General features: G+C 71.4%; 18 protein-coding genes and 2 pseudogenes. 11 read left to right on the top strand and 9 right to left on the bottom strand.

What is annotated here, in order from left to right:
- Positions 1 to 129: 129 nt before the first annotated feature.
- A pseudogene (locus tag ACFW9Z_RS33725) lies at positions 130 to 582 on the bottom strand (transcriptional regulator); the annotation flags it as partial.
- Positions 583 to 586: 4 nt separating this feature from the next.
- Entirely contained in the window at positions 587 to 1765 is a 1179-nt protein-coding gene (locus ACFW9Z_RS33720) for an RNA-guided endonuclease InsQ/TnpB family protein (RefSeq protein WP_384646982.1), read from the bottom strand.
- 51 nt (positions 1766 to 1816) lie between these two features.
- Here ACFW9Z_RS33720 and ACFW9Z_RS33715 point away from each other — a divergent pair, with 51 nt between their 5' ends.
- The 4 genes and pseudogenes from ACFW9Z_RS33715 (at position 1817) to ACFW9Z_RS33700 (ending at position 3652) form a co-directional block, all read left to right on the top strand.
- Positions 1817 to 2026, top strand: coding sequence for an Arc family DNA-binding protein (locus ACFW9Z_RS33715; protein ID WP_384646980.1), 210 nt, complete (start codon positions 1817 to 1819; stop codon positions 2024 to 2026).
- 113 nt (positions 2027 to 2139) lie between these two features.
- Positions 2140 to 2421: pseudogene (locus tag ACFW9Z_RS33710) on the top strand (hypothetical protein); the annotation flags it as partial.
- Between the two features lie 104 nt (positions 2422 to 2525).
- Positions 2526 to 3350, top strand: a complete 825-nt coding sequence (locus ACFW9Z_RS33705; protein ID WP_384646978.1) for a Scr1 family TA system antitoxin-like transcriptional regulator — start codon at positions 2526 to 2528, stop codon at positions 3348 to 3350.
- Entirely contained in the window at positions 3347 to 3652 is a 306-nt protein-coding gene (locus ACFW9Z_RS33700) for a DUF397 domain-containing protein (RefSeq protein ID WP_384646976.1), read from the top strand. The genes ACFW9Z_RS33705 and ACFW9Z_RS33700 overlap by 4 nt, the downstream gene beginning before the upstream one ends.
- A 37-nt stretch (positions 3653 to 3689) precedes the next feature.
- Here the strand turns inward: ACFW9Z_RS33700 and ACFW9Z_RS33695 are convergent, their stop codons facing one another.
- A complete protein-coding gene (locus ACFW9Z_RS33695; protein ID WP_384646974.1) occupies positions 3690 to 4265 on the bottom strand; it encodes a dihydrofolate reductase family protein in 576 nt (191 codons plus the stop codon).
- 157 nt (positions 4266 to 4422) lie between these two features.
- On the opposite strand from ACFW9Z_RS33695, the gene ACFW9Z_RS33690 reads away from it, so the two are divergent.
- From ACFW9Z_RS33690 to ACFW9Z_RS33675, 4 genes are all read left to right on the top strand, one after another.
- Positions 4423 to 5271 carry a DUF4253 domain-containing protein gene (locus ACFW9Z_RS33690; protein ID WP_384646972.1) on the top strand — a complete coding sequence of 283 codons (849 nt, stop codon included), beginning with the start codon at positions 4423 to 4425 and terminating at the stop codon, positions 5269 to 5271.
- A complete protein-coding gene (locus ACFW9Z_RS33685) occupies positions 5262 to 7337 on the top strand; it encodes a hypothetical protein (protein WP_384646970.1) in 2076 nt (691 codons plus the stop codon). Before ACFW9Z_RS33690 ends, ACFW9Z_RS33685 begins: the two co-directional genes overlap by 10 nt.
- An 81-nt stretch (positions 7338 to 7418) precedes the next feature.
- Positions 7419 to 7760, top strand: a complete 342-nt coding sequence (locus ACFW9Z_RS33680) for a hypothetical protein (RefSeq protein WP_384646968.1) — start codon at positions 7419 to 7421, stop codon at positions 7758 to 7760.
- Between the two features lie 18 nt (positions 7761 to 7778).
- Positions 7779 to 8276: a hypothetical protein gene (locus tag ACFW9Z_RS33675; protein WP_384646966.1), complete on the top strand. Its 498-nt coding sequence runs from the start codon at positions 7779 to 7781 to the stop codon at positions 8274 to 8276.
- Between the two features lie 99 nt (positions 8277 to 8375).
- Here ACFW9Z_RS33675 and hemB read toward each other — a convergent pair whose 3' ends face one another.
- The 6 genes from hemB to ACFW9Z_RS33645 form a co-directional block, all read right to left on the bottom strand.
- Positions 8376 to 9383 (bottom strand): porphobilinogen synthase, encoded by a 1008-nt coding sequence (hemB, locus tag ACFW9Z_RS33670; protein ID WP_384646963.1) that lies wholly within the window; start codon positions 9381 to 9383, stop codon positions 8376 to 8378.
- Positions 9384 to 9491: 108 nt separating this feature from the next.
- Positions 9492 to 11162, bottom strand: coding sequence for a uroporphyrinogen-III synthase (locus tag ACFW9Z_RS33665; protein ID WP_384646961.1), 1671 nt, complete (start codon positions 11160 to 11162; stop codon positions 9492 to 9494).
- The gene (gene hemC, locus ACFW9Z_RS33660) at positions 11159 to 12145 is read right to left on the bottom strand and encodes a hydroxymethylbilane synthase (protein ID WP_384646959.1); all 987 of its coding nucleotides are present in this window, start codon (positions 12143 to 12145) and stop codon (positions 11159 to 11161) included. Before hemC ends, ACFW9Z_RS33665 begins: the two co-directional genes overlap by 4 nt.
- Entirely contained in the window at positions 12142 to 13689 is a 1548-nt protein-coding gene (locus ACFW9Z_RS33655; protein ID WP_384646957.1) for a glutamyl-tRNA reductase, read from the bottom strand. The genes hemC and ACFW9Z_RS33655 overlap by 4 nt, the downstream gene beginning before the upstream one ends.
- A complete protein-coding gene (locus ACFW9Z_RS33650; protein ID WP_084747084.1) occupies positions 13686 to 14453 on the bottom strand; it encodes a redox-sensing transcriptional repressor Rex in 768 nt (255 codons plus the stop codon). The genes ACFW9Z_RS33655 and ACFW9Z_RS33650 overlap by 4 nt, the downstream gene beginning before the upstream one ends.
- 272 nt (positions 14454 to 14725) lie before the next feature.
- Positions 14726 to 15001 carry a glutaredoxin family protein gene (locus ACFW9Z_RS33645; RefSeq protein WP_384646955.1) on the bottom strand — a complete coding sequence of 92 codons (276 nt, stop codon included), beginning with the start codon at positions 14999 to 15001 and terminating at the stop codon, positions 14726 to 14728.
- Between the two features lie 136 nt (positions 15002 to 15137).
- On the opposite strand from ACFW9Z_RS33645, the gene ACFW9Z_RS33640 reads away from it, so the two are divergent.
- From ACFW9Z_RS33640 to ACFW9Z_RS33630, 3 genes are all read left to right on the top strand, one after another.
- Positions 15138 to 16094, top strand: a complete 957-nt coding sequence (locus ACFW9Z_RS33640; RefSeq protein WP_384646953.1) for an HAD family hydrolase — start codon at positions 15138 to 15140, stop codon at positions 16092 to 16094.
- A 315-nt stretch (positions 16095 to 16409) separates the two neighbouring features.
- On the top strand, positions 16410 to 17189 hold the full coding sequence (locus ACFW9Z_RS33635) for an ECF subfamily RNA polymerase sigma factor, BldN family (protein ID WP_384646950.1): 780 nt from the start codon (positions 16410 to 16412) through the stop codon (positions 17187 to 17189).
- Positions 17190 to 17482: 293 nt separating this feature from the next.
- On the top strand, positions 17483 to 18718 hold the full coding sequence (locus ACFW9Z_RS33630; protein ID WP_384646948.1) for a DUF5667 domain-containing protein: 1236 nt from the start codon (positions 17483 to 17485) through the stop codon (positions 18716 to 18718).
- Positions 18719 to 18861 lie beyond the last annotated feature (143 nt).

Below are 18861 nucleotides of genomic sequence, written 5' to 3'. Positions count from 1 at the left end.
CGCCGGGGCGCCCCCCCCCCGCCGCCCCCCCCCCCCGGGGGGTACCCCCCCCGCGGGGGGGGGGGCGCCCCACCGGCGGGGGGGCGGGGCGCCGCCCCCGCCCCGCCCCCCGCCCCTCCCCCAGCCGACTCAACCCGCCTGGTACGGCTCCCACTTCACCTCGTCGTTGCCGTACGTGTACATCGGACGCCCCCGCATCCCGCTCGTACGGAACGGCTTCCCGTGGTCGTCGATCCGCAGCACCCCCTCACGCCCGCCGCTGCTCCACTTCAGCTCCAGGTACCAAGTGACGTCGTACCCGGTGGTCTTCATGTCGAGGTTGAAGACCTCCACATCCTCGGAGGTCACCTTGTACGGGAAGGGCACGGCCGGGAACGTCCGGTCGCCCTGCGTCCCCGGGATCAAAATGATCACGGGGTCCACGCCACCGTACGACCGGGCCCACCCGCGCCGGTCCTGCGGCGTGGGCGGTGAAGCCACGCCTTCCGGCCCCCGGTCCAACGGGTAGAACTGCCCGCAGAGCTCGTCCCAGTTGTACGAGGAGATGTTGAATCCTCCCCTCCCTGAAGGGGCGGGGATTCCTAGCTCAGGCTGCCTGACGGAACAGCGTTCCGTCAGGGCTTCCACCATCAACACCAGCCGGGTTGAGACCAGCCCGGGTAAGCATCACACGTGCGGAGTTCTTGTCCCTCGGGGATACGGCTCCGCACGCGGTGCAAGTATAGGTTCGCTCTGACAGGGGGAGGCGGTGTTTGGCTCTCGCACCGCACCCCCCGCAATCCATCGTCGTATGGGCGGGGTGCACCAGGTGCAATTCCCGGCCGTGCTTGCGGCACATCTCGATCAGCGCTTGCTTCGTCGCACCGATCGCCGCATCAGCGGCCTTCCGCGCCATGCCGGACTTCGCGAGGAACTTCGGACGGAAGTCCTCAACGGCAACCCGATCAAAATCCCGGGCCACGCTCTTCGCCCACTTCCGACCCGTGTCCTGACGTTGACGCGCCACCTTCTTGTGGAGCTTCGCGGTGTGGCGTTTCGCTTCCCGGTAGCCCTTCGAACCCGGCTGCCCACGCTTCGGCCTACGCCGGGCCATTCTCCGCTGATACAAGGCCAGCTTCCGGGCAGCGGCCCTGCCATGCTGGATATGCGGCAGATCATGCACATCCGAAGTGGTGGTCGCGGTCTCCTTCACACCCCAGTCGATACCGATCACCCCGCCCGTGGCAGGGAAAACCTCGGTGATAACGGCGACGACGAACGAGGCATACCAGTGACCAAGGCTGTCCTGGTAGACGCGGACCGACGTGGGGCCGGAAGGCAAGTCACGCGACCACACCACCGTCAGGACGATATTCCCGGCAAGGTGCAGGCGGCCATCCTTGATGCGGAACCCGCGCCGGGTGTAGTTGAGGGTCGGCAGGCTGTCCCGCTTCCCCTTGACCTTCGGCATCCCTGCCCGCTGCCGGACCGGGAGCTTCGCCTTGCTGTCCTTCAGCGCCTTCGCCCGGGACACTCCGAAGTCACGGATGACCTGCTGCTGAGGTACCGACGATCCCTCACGGAGCCACCCCATAGCAGCGCGGGCCTCGGTAAGCATCTTGTCGAGGCGGGCAGGGCCACACTTCTCGCCGGCGGCATACGCCTTCTTCGAGCGGGCAACGCACTCATTCCACACCCACCGGCAGCGCGCCCACTCGGCGTCAAGACCGGCCAACGCAGTTGACGACACGCGCAGGCGGTAGGTGTACCGGGCATACTCAGCCATCACCATCTCCCCAGCATCGAAATGGCTACGCACTAACTATATTATGGCTGCATGATCAATTTCAACGTCCGCTTTCCCGACGACCTCCACACCCGCGTCCGCGCCCAAGCCGCCGCGGACCGACGGTCCATCAACTCCGAGATCCTGTACCTGCTGGAGGTCGGCCTCGCCACCATCACCCCCACTACGCCAGCCCGCCCAAACGGCAACCCGGCCGCCCCGACCCCGCCACACGAGGGCTCGGATTCCTCCCCAACCTGAGCGCCAGGGCGTCCTCCGGTAAGCAGGTGACGGCCAGCGGTGCACCGGGGGGCCGTACTGCTGCCCGGTGGCCGCTTCGTACCAGGGTCGGCGGGAGCACCGGACTCGGCCGAGACGGCGCCCAGTCCGTCTTCCCGATCCTCAAGGACAGCAAGCCGCAGGCCGTGGTCACGCTGGCCCCCGGCGAGGAGGCGTACGCGGGGATCGCCCTCAGCGGCGAGCCGGGCCAGAGCAAGCTGCACCAGGGCAAGAACCTGTCGGTGCACTTCGCCAGGAGCAACGGCTCGACGTACGACAAGCCCGCCGACCTCAAGCTCCCGGCCGAGACGTACTGGGACGCCAACGGCTTCGTCACCTACTGGCAGTCGGACCGGGCAACTGCTCTCATGTACTGAGCCGGAGCCAAAGCCTGACGGCCTGTCACGCGCGCCTGCCCGTACAAATTTCTTGTACGGGTGAGGCGTGCGTGAAGTGGGTTCCGGCGTGGGAGTTGGACCGTATGCACCCCAGAAAGCGACCGCGCAAGAACGCGACGGCGAAGAAGCTCGTGGGCAAACTGGTCGCCCTCTTCCGCATTGCGGCGGGCCTCACGCAGGCCCAACTGGCCGATATCGCAGGCGTACAGGAGGACACGATCGCCTCCATCGAGCAGGGCAGACGCTCTCTGCTCCCGGATCTGGCCATGACACTGGACGACTACTTCGGCACGAAGGGCGTCCTGGAGACAGCGGTCGACAACATGCCAGAGATCGACCTGATCCCGCTGTGGGCCGAGCAGTACATCGACATGGAGGAAGAGGCGCTGGCACTGTCCTGGTACGACAACCAGGTCATCCCGGGCCTGCTCCAGACAAAGGCATACGCGGAGGCGGTGTTCCGCAACAGAATCCCGGTCTACAGCCCGGAGGAGATGGAAACGCAGACAGCAACGCGGCTGCAACGTCAGGAGATCCTGCACCGGAGCAAGCCGCCGACGATCAGCATGGTGATCTGGGAACCGGTCCTGATGATGAAACTGACATCGGACGAGGAACACCGGGAACAGCTCCGCCACCTGTACGCAATGGCCCAACTCCCGGGCGTATGCCTCCAGGTGTTGCCTCTCAGCAGCAGGGTCCACGCGGGCACCGACGGCCCCTTCATCCTCCTGGAGACCCCGGACCACCAGCACGCCGCATACTCCGAGACCCAGCGCGGCAGCCAGCTGATCTCGGACCCGAACGAGATCAGCATCCTGGCCCAGAAATATGCGATGCTGCGAGCCCAGGCGCTCACCCCTCTTGAGACCCTGCGCCTGCTGGCCCGCTTACTGGGAGAAAAATGAGCACCGCACTGAACTGGTTCAAGTCGAGCTACAGCGGCAGCGAAGGTGGCGCCTGCCTCGAAGTCGCCTACGACTGGCGGAAGTCGAGCTACAGCGGCAGCGAAGGCGGGCAGTGCCTCGAAATCGCCTACAACTGGCAGAAGTCGAGCCACAGCGCCGACGAGGGCGGGGCCTGCGTCGAGATCGCCGCGCACCCCGCCGCCGTCCACGTCCGTGACTCCAAGGTCATCGAGGGCCCGACGTTCAGCGTCACGCCCGCCGCCTGGAACACGTTCGCCGCGTACGCCGGTACGGACGCCTGACCCGTACCGGTTCCATCACCGCCACCGTCACCACCCCTCATCCACCACCCGCCCGGACCGTCTCGTAGCGGAGCAGCACCACCCCGCTGCCGAAGGTCCGGGCCTCCAAGAGCCGCAGCCCCTGCCGTTCTTCGGCGTCCCGGAAGAAGGGGCGGCCCCGGCCGATCAACACGGGGTGGACGTAGATCCGGTATTCGTCCACGAGGTCCAGCCGCCGGAAGGTCTCCAGCAGATCGGCGCCGCCGACGACGAGGTCTCCGGAGGCCGCGTCGCGCAGGGCCCGCACCTCGTCCGGGTCGACCTCGTGGAGCAGCGTCGCCCCCGGCCCCACGCTCTCCAGGGTCCGGGAGTAGACGTACTTCGGCATGCCCCGCCAGATGCCCGCGAACTCGGCCATCGGCCCGGCGTTGGCGGGGTCCTGATCGGCGTCCGGCCAGAACTCCTCCATCAGCTCGTAGGTCACACGCCCTTCGACGAACGCGCCCATCGTGCGGAGGTAGTCGTTGAAGTGCTGGTGCAGCTCCTCGTCGACGAAGTGCCAGTCGATCTCACGCTCCGGCCCCTCGAAGAAGCCGTCGAGGGACAAGGAGATGGACGTGATGACCTTGTTCATGGGGCTCCTGCTGGCTCGGCCCGGCAGCGGGTCGGCAACGGTCCGGGCAGCGCACCGCACGCGACGGGCAACGGGCGGGCGACGATACCCGCCGCTGCCGCCCCACCCCCCGCCGACGCACCGGGCGTTGTCAGTGGCGCCCCCTAGAGTCGTATTCATGGCGACGCTCCCGAATCCCCTGCCCTCCCTGGCCTCCTCCGGCCTGGACCTCCCGCCCGGCTCCCTGGTGGACGCCACGCTGGACGGCCCCTGGCACGAACCGCTGCTCTGGTACGGGGACGGGCCCGCCGCTCCCGGTGACTGGACGGCCCTGCGCACGGCCGGGCGGCGGCTGGGGCTGCTGCCGGTGCTGGTCAACGGCGGCTCGCGCGACCAGTGGCCCGAGGAGTGGGACCTCTGCCCGGACACCACGACGTACGCGGGCGACCACGACGCGGACGAGGTGCTGGCGGGGTACTGGACGGCGTACGCGGACGACGAGGTGGACGCCGACGGCACCGAGAACGCCGAAGGCGGGGAGGTCGGGGAGGAGGGGGAGGACGAGGCTCGCGCCTCCTGGCCCGGCCTGGCCCCGGCCCCCGCGCAGGAGGCCCCGGGCGACCCGGACACGGCGGCGGCCGAGCTGGCCGACATGATCACCGCCGACCCGGACAGCTGGCTGGCCGGGGCCCGCCTCGCGCTCGTCCCGGCCCGCCGCAGCGCGGACATACCGGCGGCGATCGGCTGGTCGGGCCCGATGAACCACGAGAACGACGTGGCCCGGCTCTGCGCGGTGCTCCGCTCCTGGGAGGACCGCTACGACGCCCGGGTCGTGGTGCTCGGCTTCGACACGATGATCGTCTCCGTGGGTCGCCCGCCGACCACGCCGGAGGAGGCCCGCGCCCTGGCCGTCGAGCACTACGCGTTCTGCCCGGACAACATCGACCAGTCCCCGCCGTACGACCTGGACGCGTACGCGGAAAAGCACGTGCTCGACCAGGAAGTGTGGTCGTTCTGGTGGGACTGACAACAGGACACCAGCCAGAACCCCCGGCCCCCTCCCCCTCCGGCTCCGACCTGTCCCGGATCAAGGCGTGGTGGCGCGGCCTGGGCGGCAGCGGCTTCGTCGCCCTCCCGCCCCCGACCCGCAGCCGCTACACCCAGTCCGATGCCCACACGGACGCCGCCGAGCTGTTCGCGGTACGGGGCCTCCCCGCGTCCACCTCCTTCGCGTACTGGCACTGGCAGTCCCACGCCGCCTTTGCCCGCTCCGGCGCCCTCCAGGGCGTGCTGTACGTGCACTGGGGCGGCGACCACGCCACGGTCGCCGCGGGCCTCGGGGCGGGCCCGCCGGGCTACCGGATCGTCAGCGGCGGGCCGCAGGGCGCGTTCCGGCTCGACATGGTCACGGCGCGGGACGCCGACGGGCTGCCCGATCCGCAGGACAGCGCGGGCGTACGGCAGTTCCTGGACCGGCTCGGCACACCGGGCAGGTCCAGCCGCCCCGGCCCCCCGCTGACCGACGCCCAGGAACGCTGGCTGCACGACCGGCTGACCGGTCCGATGGAGCTGTCCGGGGCGGCGGCGGGGTTCGTCACCGCGCTGGAGTCGCGGCAGGCGCTGACACCGGAGGAGGTGTCACGGCTGCTGCCCGCCTGGCGGGAGGAGTACGCCGGTCGGCTCACCGAGTGGCGGGCCTGGCCGGAGCTGCTGAGCGCCCTGCTGCGCCACGGCCACGAGGAGGTCTGGACCGTGGTGGTCGACCTCGGCCCCCGGGCGGCGGAGTCCCTGAGCCGCTTCCCCGCGCCCCGGACCCTGGACGTGCTGCGTACGTGGTCGCTGACCGGACACGGTACGGCGATCCCCGCCTGGCTCGATGTGCACCGGGCGCTCCACGAGCCCGACCCGGTACGGTCCGCCGCCGCGCTCGCCGGGGAACTGACCGCGCACAACGCCCCGGACGCCTCCCTGAGCAGGCTGTTCGCCGCACTCCGCACCACCGTGACACGGGACTGGCAGGCGGCCACCCGCCCGGCGGCGGACCACGGCGCCGCCCAGGCGTTCTCCGCCCTGGCCGCCGTCCGGTTCGCCACCGACGACCGCCTGCCGCGCCCTCTGCGCGTGGCGGCCGCACGAGCGGCGTACGACCAGGTCGCCCACGTACGGGAGCGGGCCGCACGGCTCACGGACCCCGAGGCCACCGAGGCGCTCGCCGCCGCCGACCGGTACGAGGCCGCCCGGGACGCGCTGCTCGCGGGCACCGGACCCGACCTGACCGGCAACGAGGGCGGCCTGACGGACCTCTGGCACCGCTACCGCACGCTCTCCCCCGCCGACACCCGCTGGCTGCGGGACCAGGTGGCCGACCCCGCCACCGGAGTCCAGGGCCTCGCGTTCTGCCTCGAACTCCTCCACTCCCACGGCGAGGCCACCGAGAGCGAACTGCTCGCCCTCCTCCCCCGCTGGAAGAAGGAGCTGACCAAGCAGTACCGCACCACGTACACCGAGTGGCGCCACCCCCTCGTCACCCTGACCTGCCTCGCCCTGGACCTGGAACACCCGGCCGCCGACGAGCTGCTGGCCTGGTGGGCGAAGCCCAAGCCGCTCTGGAAGGCCCCCCTCCGGCTGCTGACCCACCTCGGCGCCCCCGACGAGACCCGGGCCGCCGAGCTGTGGGAGTACGTGACCTCCGGCGCCCACGACACCGGCCACCTGATGGCCTGGGTGCTGACCCGCGCCCGGCTCGACGGGACCCACCCGCTGCTCGTCGCCGAGCGGCTGATCGGCGAACCGGGCATCAAGGAGTACATCCTGCACCGGGTCCTGATCGGCGTGACCGACCCCGCCCAGCCCCTGTGGCACTACGCCCCCGACCCGCGCCGCCGGGGCTGGTGGCAGCGCGCCCGGGAGGTGGCGGACGATCCCCGCCTCTCTGCCGGGGCCCGCGCGATCGGCCTGAAGACGGCCCGGGGGCACTGCGTCATCCGCCACCCGGACCAGGTCCGCCCGCCCCTGACGGAAAGCGAGACGCACGAGGCCCGCACCTGGCTCGCCGCCCACGCCCACCTGCCGACGGAGAACCCCGACACCTGAGCCCACCTGCCGGATCCACCGACCGGCGGCTGAGCCCCCGTACTCATGCGGGCGCCGGGCCCACCGGGTTCACTCGTACGCATGCCCGACACCACACATGACCCCCGTGCCTGGGTCGCCCCGCTGACCACCACGCTCGTGACGGTTCCGGCGGGGCTCGTCGCCCTGCTCGTCGGCGGCTTCACCCCGATGGTGTGCGACTCCTGCGTCGGCCCGGCGGGCGACCGCTTCGAGGCGAGCTTCGGCCCGGCGTGGACCATTCTGTGGGTGGGCCTGACCCTGGCCCTGATCACCCTGATCGCGAGCTGGGCGGCTCCCTGGCAACTCCGTAACGCATCCCTGCGCCTGACCCTGGCGCTCGCCGCACCCGCCACCGTCGTGGTCACTTTCGTAGCATTCATGTCACTGGTCGACTGGCCCTGACAGAAAGTGTCCACCCCCATGAACGACACGCACCCCCCGACCAACGACACGCACTTCCCGACCACGGAAGCCGCGGCAGCGACCGCGGCCGCCGAGCGCCTGATAGCCGAGTTCCGCGCGCTGCCCCCGGGCAGTGACCGCAAGCGGGAGATCATCACCGAACTGGACGCCAACGCCCAGGCGTTGCCGTTCCTCGTGTCGGTGGTCGCCGACGCGGAGGAGTACGGCCTCGCCCGGGTCGAGAGCGCCACCGTCCTGCGCGTCTGGCCCCCGGACGACCCCGACCTCCGCCGCCGCGCGGGCCGCGCCCTGCTCACCGCCCTGCGGGACCCGGAGGAGGACCTGGTCCGGCAGTACGCGGCGATGTCCCTGGCCCCCTACACATCCGACCCGCTCGTCGCGATGACCCTGGACTCCACCGCCCGCGCGGACCAGGACCCGCTGGTACGGGACAGCGCCCGCTTCTCCCTCAAGGAGGCCCACCGGCTCCAGGCGACCGGAGCAGGCAGCCCCTGAGCGAGCGGGCGGGCGGGCAAGCAGGAGAGCAGGCAGGCAGGCAGGAGAGCGGACGGGCAGCCCCGGCGGGCGGAAGAAACACCCCCGCCGGGGCGCGGCTCAGCGTCGGTGGTCGCGCCCCAGCCACCCGGCGGCCTCGGTCGCCCAGTAGGTGAGGATCATCTGCGCCCCGGCCCGCCGGATCCCGGTCAGGCTCTCCAGGATCGCCTTGTCCCGGTCGATCCAGCCCCGCTCGGCGGCGGCCTCGATCATCGCGTACTCGCCGCTGATCTGGTACGCCGCGACCGGCACGTCCACCGACTCCGCGACCTTGGCGAGGATGTCCAGATACGGCCCGGCGGGCTTCACCATGACCATGTCGGCGCCCTCCGCCAGGTCGAGAGCCAGCTCCCGCAGCGACTCCCGGGCGTTGGCCGGGTCCTGCTGGTAGGTCTTGCGGTCGCCGGTCAGCGAGGAGCCGACGGCCTCGCGGAAGGGGCCGTAGAAGGCGGAGGAGTACTTCGCGGTGTAGGCGAGGATCGACACGTCCTCGTGCCCGGTCTGGTCCAGGGCGTCCCGGATCACCCCGACCTGGCCGTCCATCATCCCGCTGGGGCCCACCACATGGGCCCCGGCGTCCGCCTGGACCTGGGCCATCTCCGCGTACCGCTCCAGGGTCGCGTCGTTGTCCACCCGGCCGCCGTCGTCGAGGACCCCGCAGTGGCCGTGGTCGGTGTACTCGTCCAGGCACAGGTCCGACATGACGACGAGCTCGTCCCCGACCTCCTCGCGGACCGCCCGCAGCCCGAGCTGGAGGATGCCGTCCGGGTCGGTGCCCGCCGTGCCCCGGGCGTCCTTCTTCGCGTCCTCCGGCACCCCGAAGAGCATGATCCCCGAGACCCCGGCGGACACCGCCTCCACGGCCGCCTTCCGCAGGGTGTCCAGGGTGTGCTGGTGCACGCCGGGCATGGCCGAGATGGCGACCGGGGCGTCGATGCCCTCCCGGACGAACGCGGGGAGGATCAGGTTCGCCGGGTCGAGACGGGTCTCGGCGACCATCCGCCGCATCGCCGGGGTCGTCCGCAGCCGCCGGGGGCGGGAGCCGGGGAAGTTTCCGTACGCAGTCATCCTCCGACGATAGACCCGTACGCGGCACGGTCTTACCGACACAGGTACCGGCAAAGACAGCGGGCCCGGCCGCCGAAGCGACCGGGCCCATCCACCCTCGTACTGCTATTACGTCGTCGTCCGGCGCCTGCGCGCGCCCGGGCGCCGCTCGCTCGGCCGGGTCACCGGGTCACCGGCCTCCTTCGCCGCGTCGCGCCGCTGCGCGCCGAAGGCGGAGAGCGCCTCGGCGAGCTTGTGCACGGACGGCTCCGGGGACAGGACGTCCACGCGCAGGCCGTGCTCCTCGGCGGTCTTCGCCGTGGCCGGGCCGATACACGCGATGACCGTGACGTTGTGCGGCTTGCCCGCGATGCCGACCAGGTTGCGGACGGTCGAGGACGAGGTGAACAGGACCGCGTCGAAGCCGCCGCCCTTGATCGCCTCGCGGGTGTCGGCGGGCGGCGGCGAGGCGCGGACCGTGCGGTACGCGGTGACGTCGTCGACCTCCCAGCCCAGCTCGATCAGCCCGGCCACCAGGGTCTCGGTGGCGATGTCGGCGCGCGGCAGGAACACCCGGTCGATCGGGTCGAAGACCGGGTCGTAGGGCGGCCAGTCCTCCAGCAGCCCGGCGGCGGACTGCTCACCGGAGGGCACCAGGTCCGGCTTGACGCCGAAGTCGACCAGCGCGGCGGCCGTCTGCTCACCGACGGCCGCGACCTTGATCCCGGCGAAGGCCCGGGCGTCGAGCCCGTACTCCTCGAACTTCTCCCGGACCGCCTTGACGGCGTTGACGCTGGTGAAGGCGATCCACTCGTAGCGGCCGGTGACCAGACCCTTGACCGCGCGCTCCATCTGCTGGGGCGTACGCGGCGGCTCGACGGCGATCGTCGGGACCTCGTGCGGGACGGCACCGTACGAACGCAGCTGGTCGGAGAGCGAGGCGGCCTGCTCCTTCGTGCGCGGGACGAGCACCTTCCAGCCGAACAGCGGCTTGGACTCGAACCACGCGAGCTGGTCGCGCTGGGCGGCGGAGCTGCGCTCACCGACCACGGCTATGACCGGCCGGTGCCCCTCCGGGGAGGGCAGGACCTTCGCCTGCTTGAGCGTCTGGGCGATCGTCCCGAGGGTCGCCGTCCAGGTGCGCTGACGGGTGGTGGTGCCGCCGATCGTCACGGTGAGCGGGGTGTCGGGCTTGCGGCCCGCCGAGACCAGCTCACCGGCCGCGGCCGCGACCGAGTCCAGCGTGGTGGAGACGACGGCGGTCGCATCGCTCGCGCCGACCTCGCTCCAGCACCGGTCGGTGGCGGTACGCGCGTCGACGAAGCGCACGTCGGCGCCCTGCGCGTCCCGCAGCGGCACCCCGGCGTACGCGGGCACGCCGACGGCGTTCGCCACGCCCGGGACGACCTCGAAGGGCACCCCGGCGGCGGCGCAGGCAAGCATCTCCGCGCCCGCGTCACCGTCCAGGCCCGGGTCGCCCGCGACAGCGCGGACCACCCGCCTGCCGCCCTTCACCGCCTCCATGACAAGATTGGCCGCATCCCTGAGAACGGGTACTCCGGCGGTTGTTGACGACACGTCAACAACCGTCAGCTCAGGCGTGCTTACGCCTGCCCGCGCATGACCGCGAACGACGTCGAGCACGTCCGGTTCGGCGACAAGGACGTCCGCGCTCGCAAGCGCCTCGACGGCGCGCAGCGTCAGCAGTCCCGGGTCGCCGGGACCGGCGCCGAGGAAGGTGACCTGACCTCGTGGGGACAGGGGCGGAAAGTCGGATGCGGCGGGGCCGGTGGGGCTCAAAGTGCTCGCTCCCCCATAAGACCGGCCGCACCCTTGGCGAGCATCTCGGCCGCGAGTTCGCGACCGAGGGCCGCCGCGTCGTCGTGCGACGTGGGGACGGGACCGGTGGTGGACAGCTGAACCAGCGAGGAACCGTCGGTGGAACCGACGACTCCGCGCAGGCGCAGTTCGTTGACAACCTGTCCGTCGACCAGGAGGTCGGCCAGCGCACCCACAGGTGCGGAGCAGCCGGCCTCCAGGGCGGCGAGCAGGGCACGTTCGGCGGTCACGGCGGCCCGGGTGTACGGGTCGTCGAGCTCGGCGAGCGCGGCGGCGAGGTCGGCGCTGGACGCAGCGCACTCGATCGCCAGTGCTCCCTGGCCGGGAGCGGGCAAAACGGTGTCGACCGGCAGGAAGTCGGTGACCTCACCACTCCGGCCGAGGCGGCTGAGCCCGGCGGCGGCGAGGACCACCGCGTCGAGCTCCCCGTCCCGCACGAACCCGATCCGCGTGTCGACGTTGCCCCGGATGGGGACGGTCTCGATCCGCAGTCCGTGGGAGCGTGCGTACGCGTTGAGCTGCGCCATGCGGCGCGGCGAACCGGTGCCGACGCGGGCGCCGTCGGGCAGCTGCTCGAAGGTCAGCCCGTCGCGGGCCACCAGGGCGTCGCGCGGGTCCTCGCGCTGCGGCACGGCGGCGAGCAGCAGCTCCTCGGGCTGGCTGGTGGGGAGGTCCTTGAGCGAGTGGACGGCGAAGTCCACCTCGCCCCGCAGCAGCGCCTCGCGCAGGGCCGCGACGAAGACGCCGGTGCCGCCGATCTGGGCCAGGTGCTCGCGGGAGGTGTCTCCGTACGTGGTGATCTCGACGAGCTCGACGGCGCGCCCGGTCACCTCGCGGACCGCCTCGGCGACGAGGCCGGACTGGGCCATGGCGAGCTTGGAGCGCCGGGTGCCCAGCCGGAGCGGCGCGGAGCTCCGCGCGCCCGGCGATGAGTTGTCGGTCATGACCGCCCTCTATTCGGGTCGTTCAGGTCTGCCCGGGAGACGGCGGCCACCGTCTGCGGGTCCAGGTCGAAGAGTTCGCGCAGTGCGTCCGCGTACCCGGCACCGCCGGGCTCGCTGGCGAGCTGCTTGACCCGCACGGTGGGCGCGTGCAGGAGTTTGTCGACGACGCGGCGCACGGTCTGGGTGATCTCGGCGCGCTGCTTCTCGTCCAGGTCGGGGAGGCGGCCGTCCAGCCGGGCGATCTCGCCGGCGACCACGTCGGCGGCCATGGTGCGCAGGGCGACCACGGTCGGGGCGACATGGGCGGCGCGCTGGGCGGCGCCGAAGGCGGCCACCTCGTCGGCGACGATCGTGCGGACCTGGTCCACGTCGGCGGCCATCGGGGCGTCGGCGGAGGCGTCGGCCAGCGACTCGATGTCGACGAGGCGCACTCCGTCGATGCGGTGGGCGGCGCCGTCGATGTCGCGCGGCATGGCGAGGTCGAGCAGGGCGAGCTTCACCGGGCCGGTGGACTGCGCGGGCAGCGTGACGCGGCGGGGGGCGGCCTCGGGGGTCTGCGAGAACTCCGGTGACTGCGGGGCTTTCGGCGCCTTCGGGGCGGAGGTGGCGGAACCGTTCTCCACCCAGGCGGCGTGCTGGTCGACGTCGGCCGGGGCCGGAATCGGGGCCAGGGCGACGGCGGGTGCCTCGGCCGGGGCGTCCAGGGTGACGCCGAGGGCGTCCGCGAGGGCGTCGGCGGTGAGGACGAGGCCGGTGGCACCGGTACAGGAGACGACGACGTCGGCACGTGTCAGTTCGTCGCCGACCGCGGACATCTCGACCGCGTGCGCGCGCACGGTGGTGTCGTCGCCCTGCTGGAGGATCTCCACCAGCCGGTCGGCGCGGGCGCGGGTCCGGTTGGCGACGACGATCTCGGCGACCCCGGTCCGGGCCAGGGTGGCGGCGGCCAGCGAGGACATCGAGCCCGCGCCGATCACCAGGGCGCGCTTGCCGCGGGCCCAGAGGCCCGGGTCGGCCCCGGCGGCGAGCTGCTGGAGCCCGAAGGTGACGAGCGACTGCCCGGCCCGGTCGATCCCGGTCTCGCTGTGGGCGCGCTTGCCGACCCGCAGGGCCTGCTGGAAGAGGTCGTTCAGCAGCCGTCCGGCGGTGTGCAGCTCCTGGCCGCGGGCGAGCGCGTCCTTGATCTGGCCGAGGATCTGCCCCTCACCGACGACCATCGAGTCCAGCCCGCAGGCCACCGAGAAGAGGTGGTGGACGGCCCGGTCCTCGTAGTGCACATAGAGATACGGAGTGAGCTCGTCCAGCCCGACGCCGCTGTGCTGGGCGAGCAGGGTGGAGAGCTCGGCGACGCCCGCGTGGAACTTGTCCACGTCCGCGTACAGCTCGATGCGGTTGCAGGTGGCCAGCACGGCGGCCTCGGTCGCGGGTTCCGCGGCGAGGGTGTCCTGGAGCAGCTTGGCCTGGGTGTCGGCAGCGAGAGAGGCCCGTTCCAGTACGGAGACGGGGGCGCTGCGGTGGCTCAGTCCGACGACGAGGAGGCTCATGCGGGCATCACGGCGGGCATGTCCCCGTCGGGTCCCTTCCGGCTCGCGGGCGTGGCACGCATCGGCGGGGCCTCGGGGTCCTCGCCCTCCACGGGCGCGTCCTCCCCGGCCTTGCGCTGCTCGTGGAACGCCAGGATCTGGAGCTCGATGGAGAGGTCGACCTTCCGTACGTCGACGCCCTCGGGCACCGAGAGCACGGTCGGCGCGAAGTTCAGGATGGAGGTCACCCCGGCGGCCACGAGCCGGTCGCAGACCTGCTGGGCGGCGCCGGGCGGGGTGGTGATCACGCCGATGGACACACCGTTGTCGCTGATGATCCGGTCCAGGTCGTCCGTGTGCTGGACGGCGATCCCGGCCACCGGCGTACCGGCCATGGCGGGGTCGGCGTCGATCAGCGCGGCGACCCGGAAGCCGCGGGAGGCGAAGCCGCCGTAGTTGGCGAGGGCCGCGCCGAGGTTGCCGATGCCGACGATGGCGACCGGCCAGTCCTGGGTGAGGCCGAGCTCACGCGAGATCTGGTAGACGAGATACTCGACGTCGTACCCGACACCACGGGTGCCGTAGGACCCCAGGTAGCTGAAGTCCTTACGCAGCTTCGCGGAGTTGACCCCGGCCGCGGTGGCCAGTTCCTCGGAGGAGACCGTGGGAACCGATCGCTCGGAGAGCGCGGTCAGTGCGCGCAGGTACAGCGGAAGTCGGGCGACAGTGGCCTCGGGAATTCCTCGGCTACGGGTCGCCGGTCGGTGAGTTCGGCCAGTTGCCACGGTGCTCCTGCGGGATGAGCGGGGCTGCAGGCGGCCGTATGTCCCAAGACCGCCCCGTCGAATGCAGGCTATGTCTTTGTGAACGCGTGCACAAAGATGGTGTCCGTTTTGTCCGGTCAAAGTGACCGGGGTCACGCACATACGTCGTGCGATCCCGGAACCAAGGACCGCATCAGCCCGTTGCAGCCTCGAAGGGGGCAAAGCGGTACACACTCCTCACGTCTACGCCCCCGAGACCACTCAAAACGCCCACGATGTTAACCGAGTTTCACTCACGCACCCAGTGCCTTGCGCAGTCTCGCGGGGTCCACCCGCCAGAACGTGTGCTGTTCGTCATCGATCAGCACCACCGGAATCTGCTCCCAGTACTTCTTGTACAGCTCCTCGTCCTCGGTGATGTCCTTCTCCACCCACGACGCACCGGTCTCCGCACAGACCGCGCTCACCACGTCCCGAGCGTCCTCGCACAGATGGCAGCCGGGCTTCCCCACCAGGGTGACCACCCGGTCGGCGGGCTTCTTCTTCGTACGGCGCAGCAGAGGACTCATGCCTTCATTCTGCGCCTGGGCGCCCCTCGCACCGGACCGTCCGGAATCGCCCGATTAACGATCCGGCCCCGCAGAGTTCACGCCGTCGCATCCCGGCAGGTCGGGCACGTACCGGCGGACTGGCTATGCTCACCGCATGGCCGCTCTTGGATGGCTCACACCCCGTAGGCGTTCCGCGACTGCACGGAGCGTCCTGGCAGGCGAGGCAGCGGCCGAGGCCGCGCGGAAGACCTCGGCCGAGGACGAATCCGCCCTTCTGACCAAGACCCCCGACCAGGACCCGGACCAGACCCCCGAGGAGCCCGCGTTCCCGGTCGCCGGGGACGACCGCGCCGCCGCCTTCTTCGACCTCGACAACACCGTCATGCAGGGCGCCGCGATCTTCCACTTCGGCCGGGGCCTGTACAAGCGGAAGTTCTTCGAGCGCCGCGAGCTCACCCGGTTCGCCTGGCAGCAGGCGTGGTTCCGGCTGGCCGGGGTCGAGGACCCCGAGCACATGCAGGACGCCCGCGACAGCGCCCTGTCCATCGTCAAGGGCCACCGCGTCTCCGAGCTGATGTCCATCGGCGAGGAGATCTACGACGAGTACATGGCCGACCGCATCTGGCCCGGCACCCGCGCCCTGGCCCAGGCCCACCTGGACGCGGGCCAGCGCGTCTGGCTGGTCACCGCCGCCCCGGTGGAGACGGCCACCATCATCGCCCGCCGCCTCGGCCTGACCGGCGCGCTCGGCACCGTCGCCGAATCGGTGGACGGCGTCTACACCGGCCGTCTGGTGGGCGAGCCCCTGCACGGCCCCGCCAAGGCCGAAGCCGTACGCGCCCTGGCGGCGGCCGAGGGCCTGGACCTGGAGCGGTGCGCCGCCTACAGCGACTCGCACAACGACATCCCGATGCTCTCGCTGGTCGGCCACCCCTACGCGATCAACCCGGACACCAAGCTCCGCAAGCACGCCCGCGCCCTGGACTGGCGGCTGCGCGACTACCGCACCGGGCGCAAGGCGGCCAAGGTCGGCATCCCGGCCGCCGCCGGGGTCGGCGCCCTGGCCGGCGGCACCGCCGCGGCCCTCGCCCTGCACCGCCGCCGCCGCTGACCGCACGGCTCCTGCGGCCGGTCGGCCGCTCCGGACCGGCCCCGGACCGCCCCGGCCCGCCCATGGCCCGAACACAACCCGTCGTGCTCAGAGACAGAACACGAAGCAATCTGATCAATAACTGGTCACGATGTGCTACTCGTTGCGTCACTTAGCGATACAAGAAACGACGTAATCGGTGATTTAGACAACTGGGTGTAGTGCCGCCTGCACGAAGCGTTATTCTCCTCAGACGCATCACGGAGACCGCCACTCGCTACGACGAGTGACGTTTTTCGAACTGCTCGTGATGGAAGCTCTGCCTCTGGGAGTCCCGTGTACCCACACGTCGGGGTTGACGCCTCGGGCCTGGCTACGCTGCGTGCATCGGTCATTGACCGCCTGCGCGGCTTCGTCCCCACCGCGTACGCCGTCCCCGCCTTTGCCACCCCTGCACCTGCCGGCCCGTGCTACGCCATGGCCGAACGCAGTGCGGCGGTCGGAAGACGCGGCACCCGCGCCGCCGCCTCGGCCACGTCGACCGTCCGCCGTCCCACCGCCGACAGCGACAGCGCGCGCATGATGGATCTCGTCGAGCGCGCACAGGCCGGAGAGGCGGACGCCTTCGGCCGCCTGTACGACCAGTACAGCGACACCGTGTACCGGTACATCTACTACCGCGTGGGCGGCAAGGCGACCGCGGAGGACCTCACCAGCGAGACCTTCCTCCGCGCGCTGCGCCGTATCTCCACGTTCACCTGGCAGGGCCGCGACTTCGGCGCCTGGCTGGTCACCATCGCTCGCAACCTGGTCGCCGACCACTTCAAATCCAGTCGTTTCCGACTGGAAGTGACCACCGGCGAAATGCTCGACGCCAACGAGGTGGCGCGCTCCCCTGAGGACTCCGTCCTGGAGGCCCTCTCCAACGCCGCACTGCTCCAGGCCGTGCGCCGACTCAATCCGCAGCAGCAGGAGTGCGTCACCCTGCGCTTCCTCCAGGGCCTCTCGGTCGCCGAGACGGCCCGGGTGATGGGAAAGAACGAGGGCGCGATCAAGACCCTTCAGTACCGCGCCGTACGGACGCTCGCCCGGCTCCTGCCGGACGACGCCCGCTGACCGGCGAAGACCGCTGGCCGATGACGCCCGTGACCGACAACGACGGCTGACGGACGAAGCCCGCCGACCGGACCGGAAAGTGACCGCTCCCGCACGAACTGGTCCGATCATCTTTCGTCCGTACATCTTTCGTGCGTAACCCAAGTGCCGCGCCACTCGTTGTGCCGGTTGCAGGCCCCCTGTCGTCACTCCATGTCCGTGACCACTCACTCCATCGAGTGGAAGCGCTCAAGGTGTGCAACCTTCCGGACCGCCAGGGGAGTCGACCGTCATGACGAGAGGAGGTGCCGCCAGTGATCGCAAACGTTTCGGCACACCGGCGGGCGAACGCCTTCGCCCAGGCCCTGGAGGAGCAGAACCCCCAGGGTGCGGCGGCCGTACAGCCCGCGGAGCCGGCCGACCAGGCCGACCGCGGACCGCTGTTGGCCTTGGCGAACGGCCTCGGTGAGCTACCGAAGCCGCAGTTGGACCCCGAGGTTAAAGTGGTGCAGCGAGCCCAGCTCGTCGCGGCCATGGAGGCCATGTTCGCCGAGGGCGGCGCGTCCACGGGCCCTACGGTGCCCGTACAACGGGGCAAGGGGGCCCACCGGGCCTCCCGACTGCGCAGACTGCGTCCCCGCTCCCGCTGGGCGAAGGGGCTCACCGCGGGTGGGCTCACCGTGGGTGTGGCAGCCGGCGCGTTCGGCGGAGTGGCCGCTGCCAGCTCCGACGCACTGCCCGGTGACTCGCTGTACGGGCTGAAGCGCGGGATGGAGGACATCAGCCTCGGCATGACCAAGGGCGACGCCGACCGGGGCGAGGCCTACCTCGACCAGGCGTCCACCCGGCTCAGCGAGGCCCGCAGACTCATGGAGCGCGGCCGCGCCGGGGAGCTGGACCACGAATCCCTCGGCGCCGTCAGACGCGCCCTCAACGGCATGTCCCACGACGCCTCCGAGGGCCACCGCCTGCTCCACTCCGCGTACCAGCGCGACGGCTCCATCGGCCCCATCCAGGCCCTGGACTCCTTCTCCCGCTCGCACCGCGACGCCTGGAGCAGCCTGCGCGACCGGCTGCCCGTCCAGCTCACCGACGTGAGCGACCAGGTCAGCTCCGTCTTCGAGGCCATAGAGGACGACGTGGCCCCGCTCCAGTCGCTCCTCCCCCGCCCCCCGGGCAAGAGCAGCGAGGACACCGGCCGCTCCGACACCACCACCCCGGACACCGGCACCCCCCGCACCGACACCGCACCCGCCCCCGCGCCCCCCGCCCAGACCGAGGGCCGCCCCGACTCCAGCACCGCACCGAAGCCCTCGGGCCCGACGGGCTCCTCCGGCCCCACCGGCACCACCCCCGAGGACGGCCTCCTCGGCGGCGGTACGGACGGACTGCTCGACGACCTCCCCACGGACGGCCTCACCCAGCCGTCCCCGGAGAGCCGGCCGAGCACCACGCCCCGCCCCGCCCCGGACGTCACCCTGCCCCCGCTGCTCCCCGGGCTCCTCCCCGGCCTGGGGATCGACGGGGAGAACCTCAAGCCGAAGCCGTAGGCGCAGGAGATACGGAGAGGGGGGGGGGGGGGGGGCCACGGCACCGGGCCCCCCCCCGAAAACCCGGCGGGCGACCATTAACCCCCACTCCCGCCCGCCCCCCCGTGTGAAAGCGGGGTGGGGTTGATAGCCGCCCAGGGGCC

The sequence above is a fragment of the Streptomyces sp. NPDC059452 genome (genome assembly GCF_042750035.1).
Classification (GTDB): Bacteria; Actinomycetota; Actinomycetes; order Streptomycetales; family Streptomycetaceae; genus Streptomyces.
This window is presented reverse-complemented; position numbering and strand designations above follow the sequence as displayed.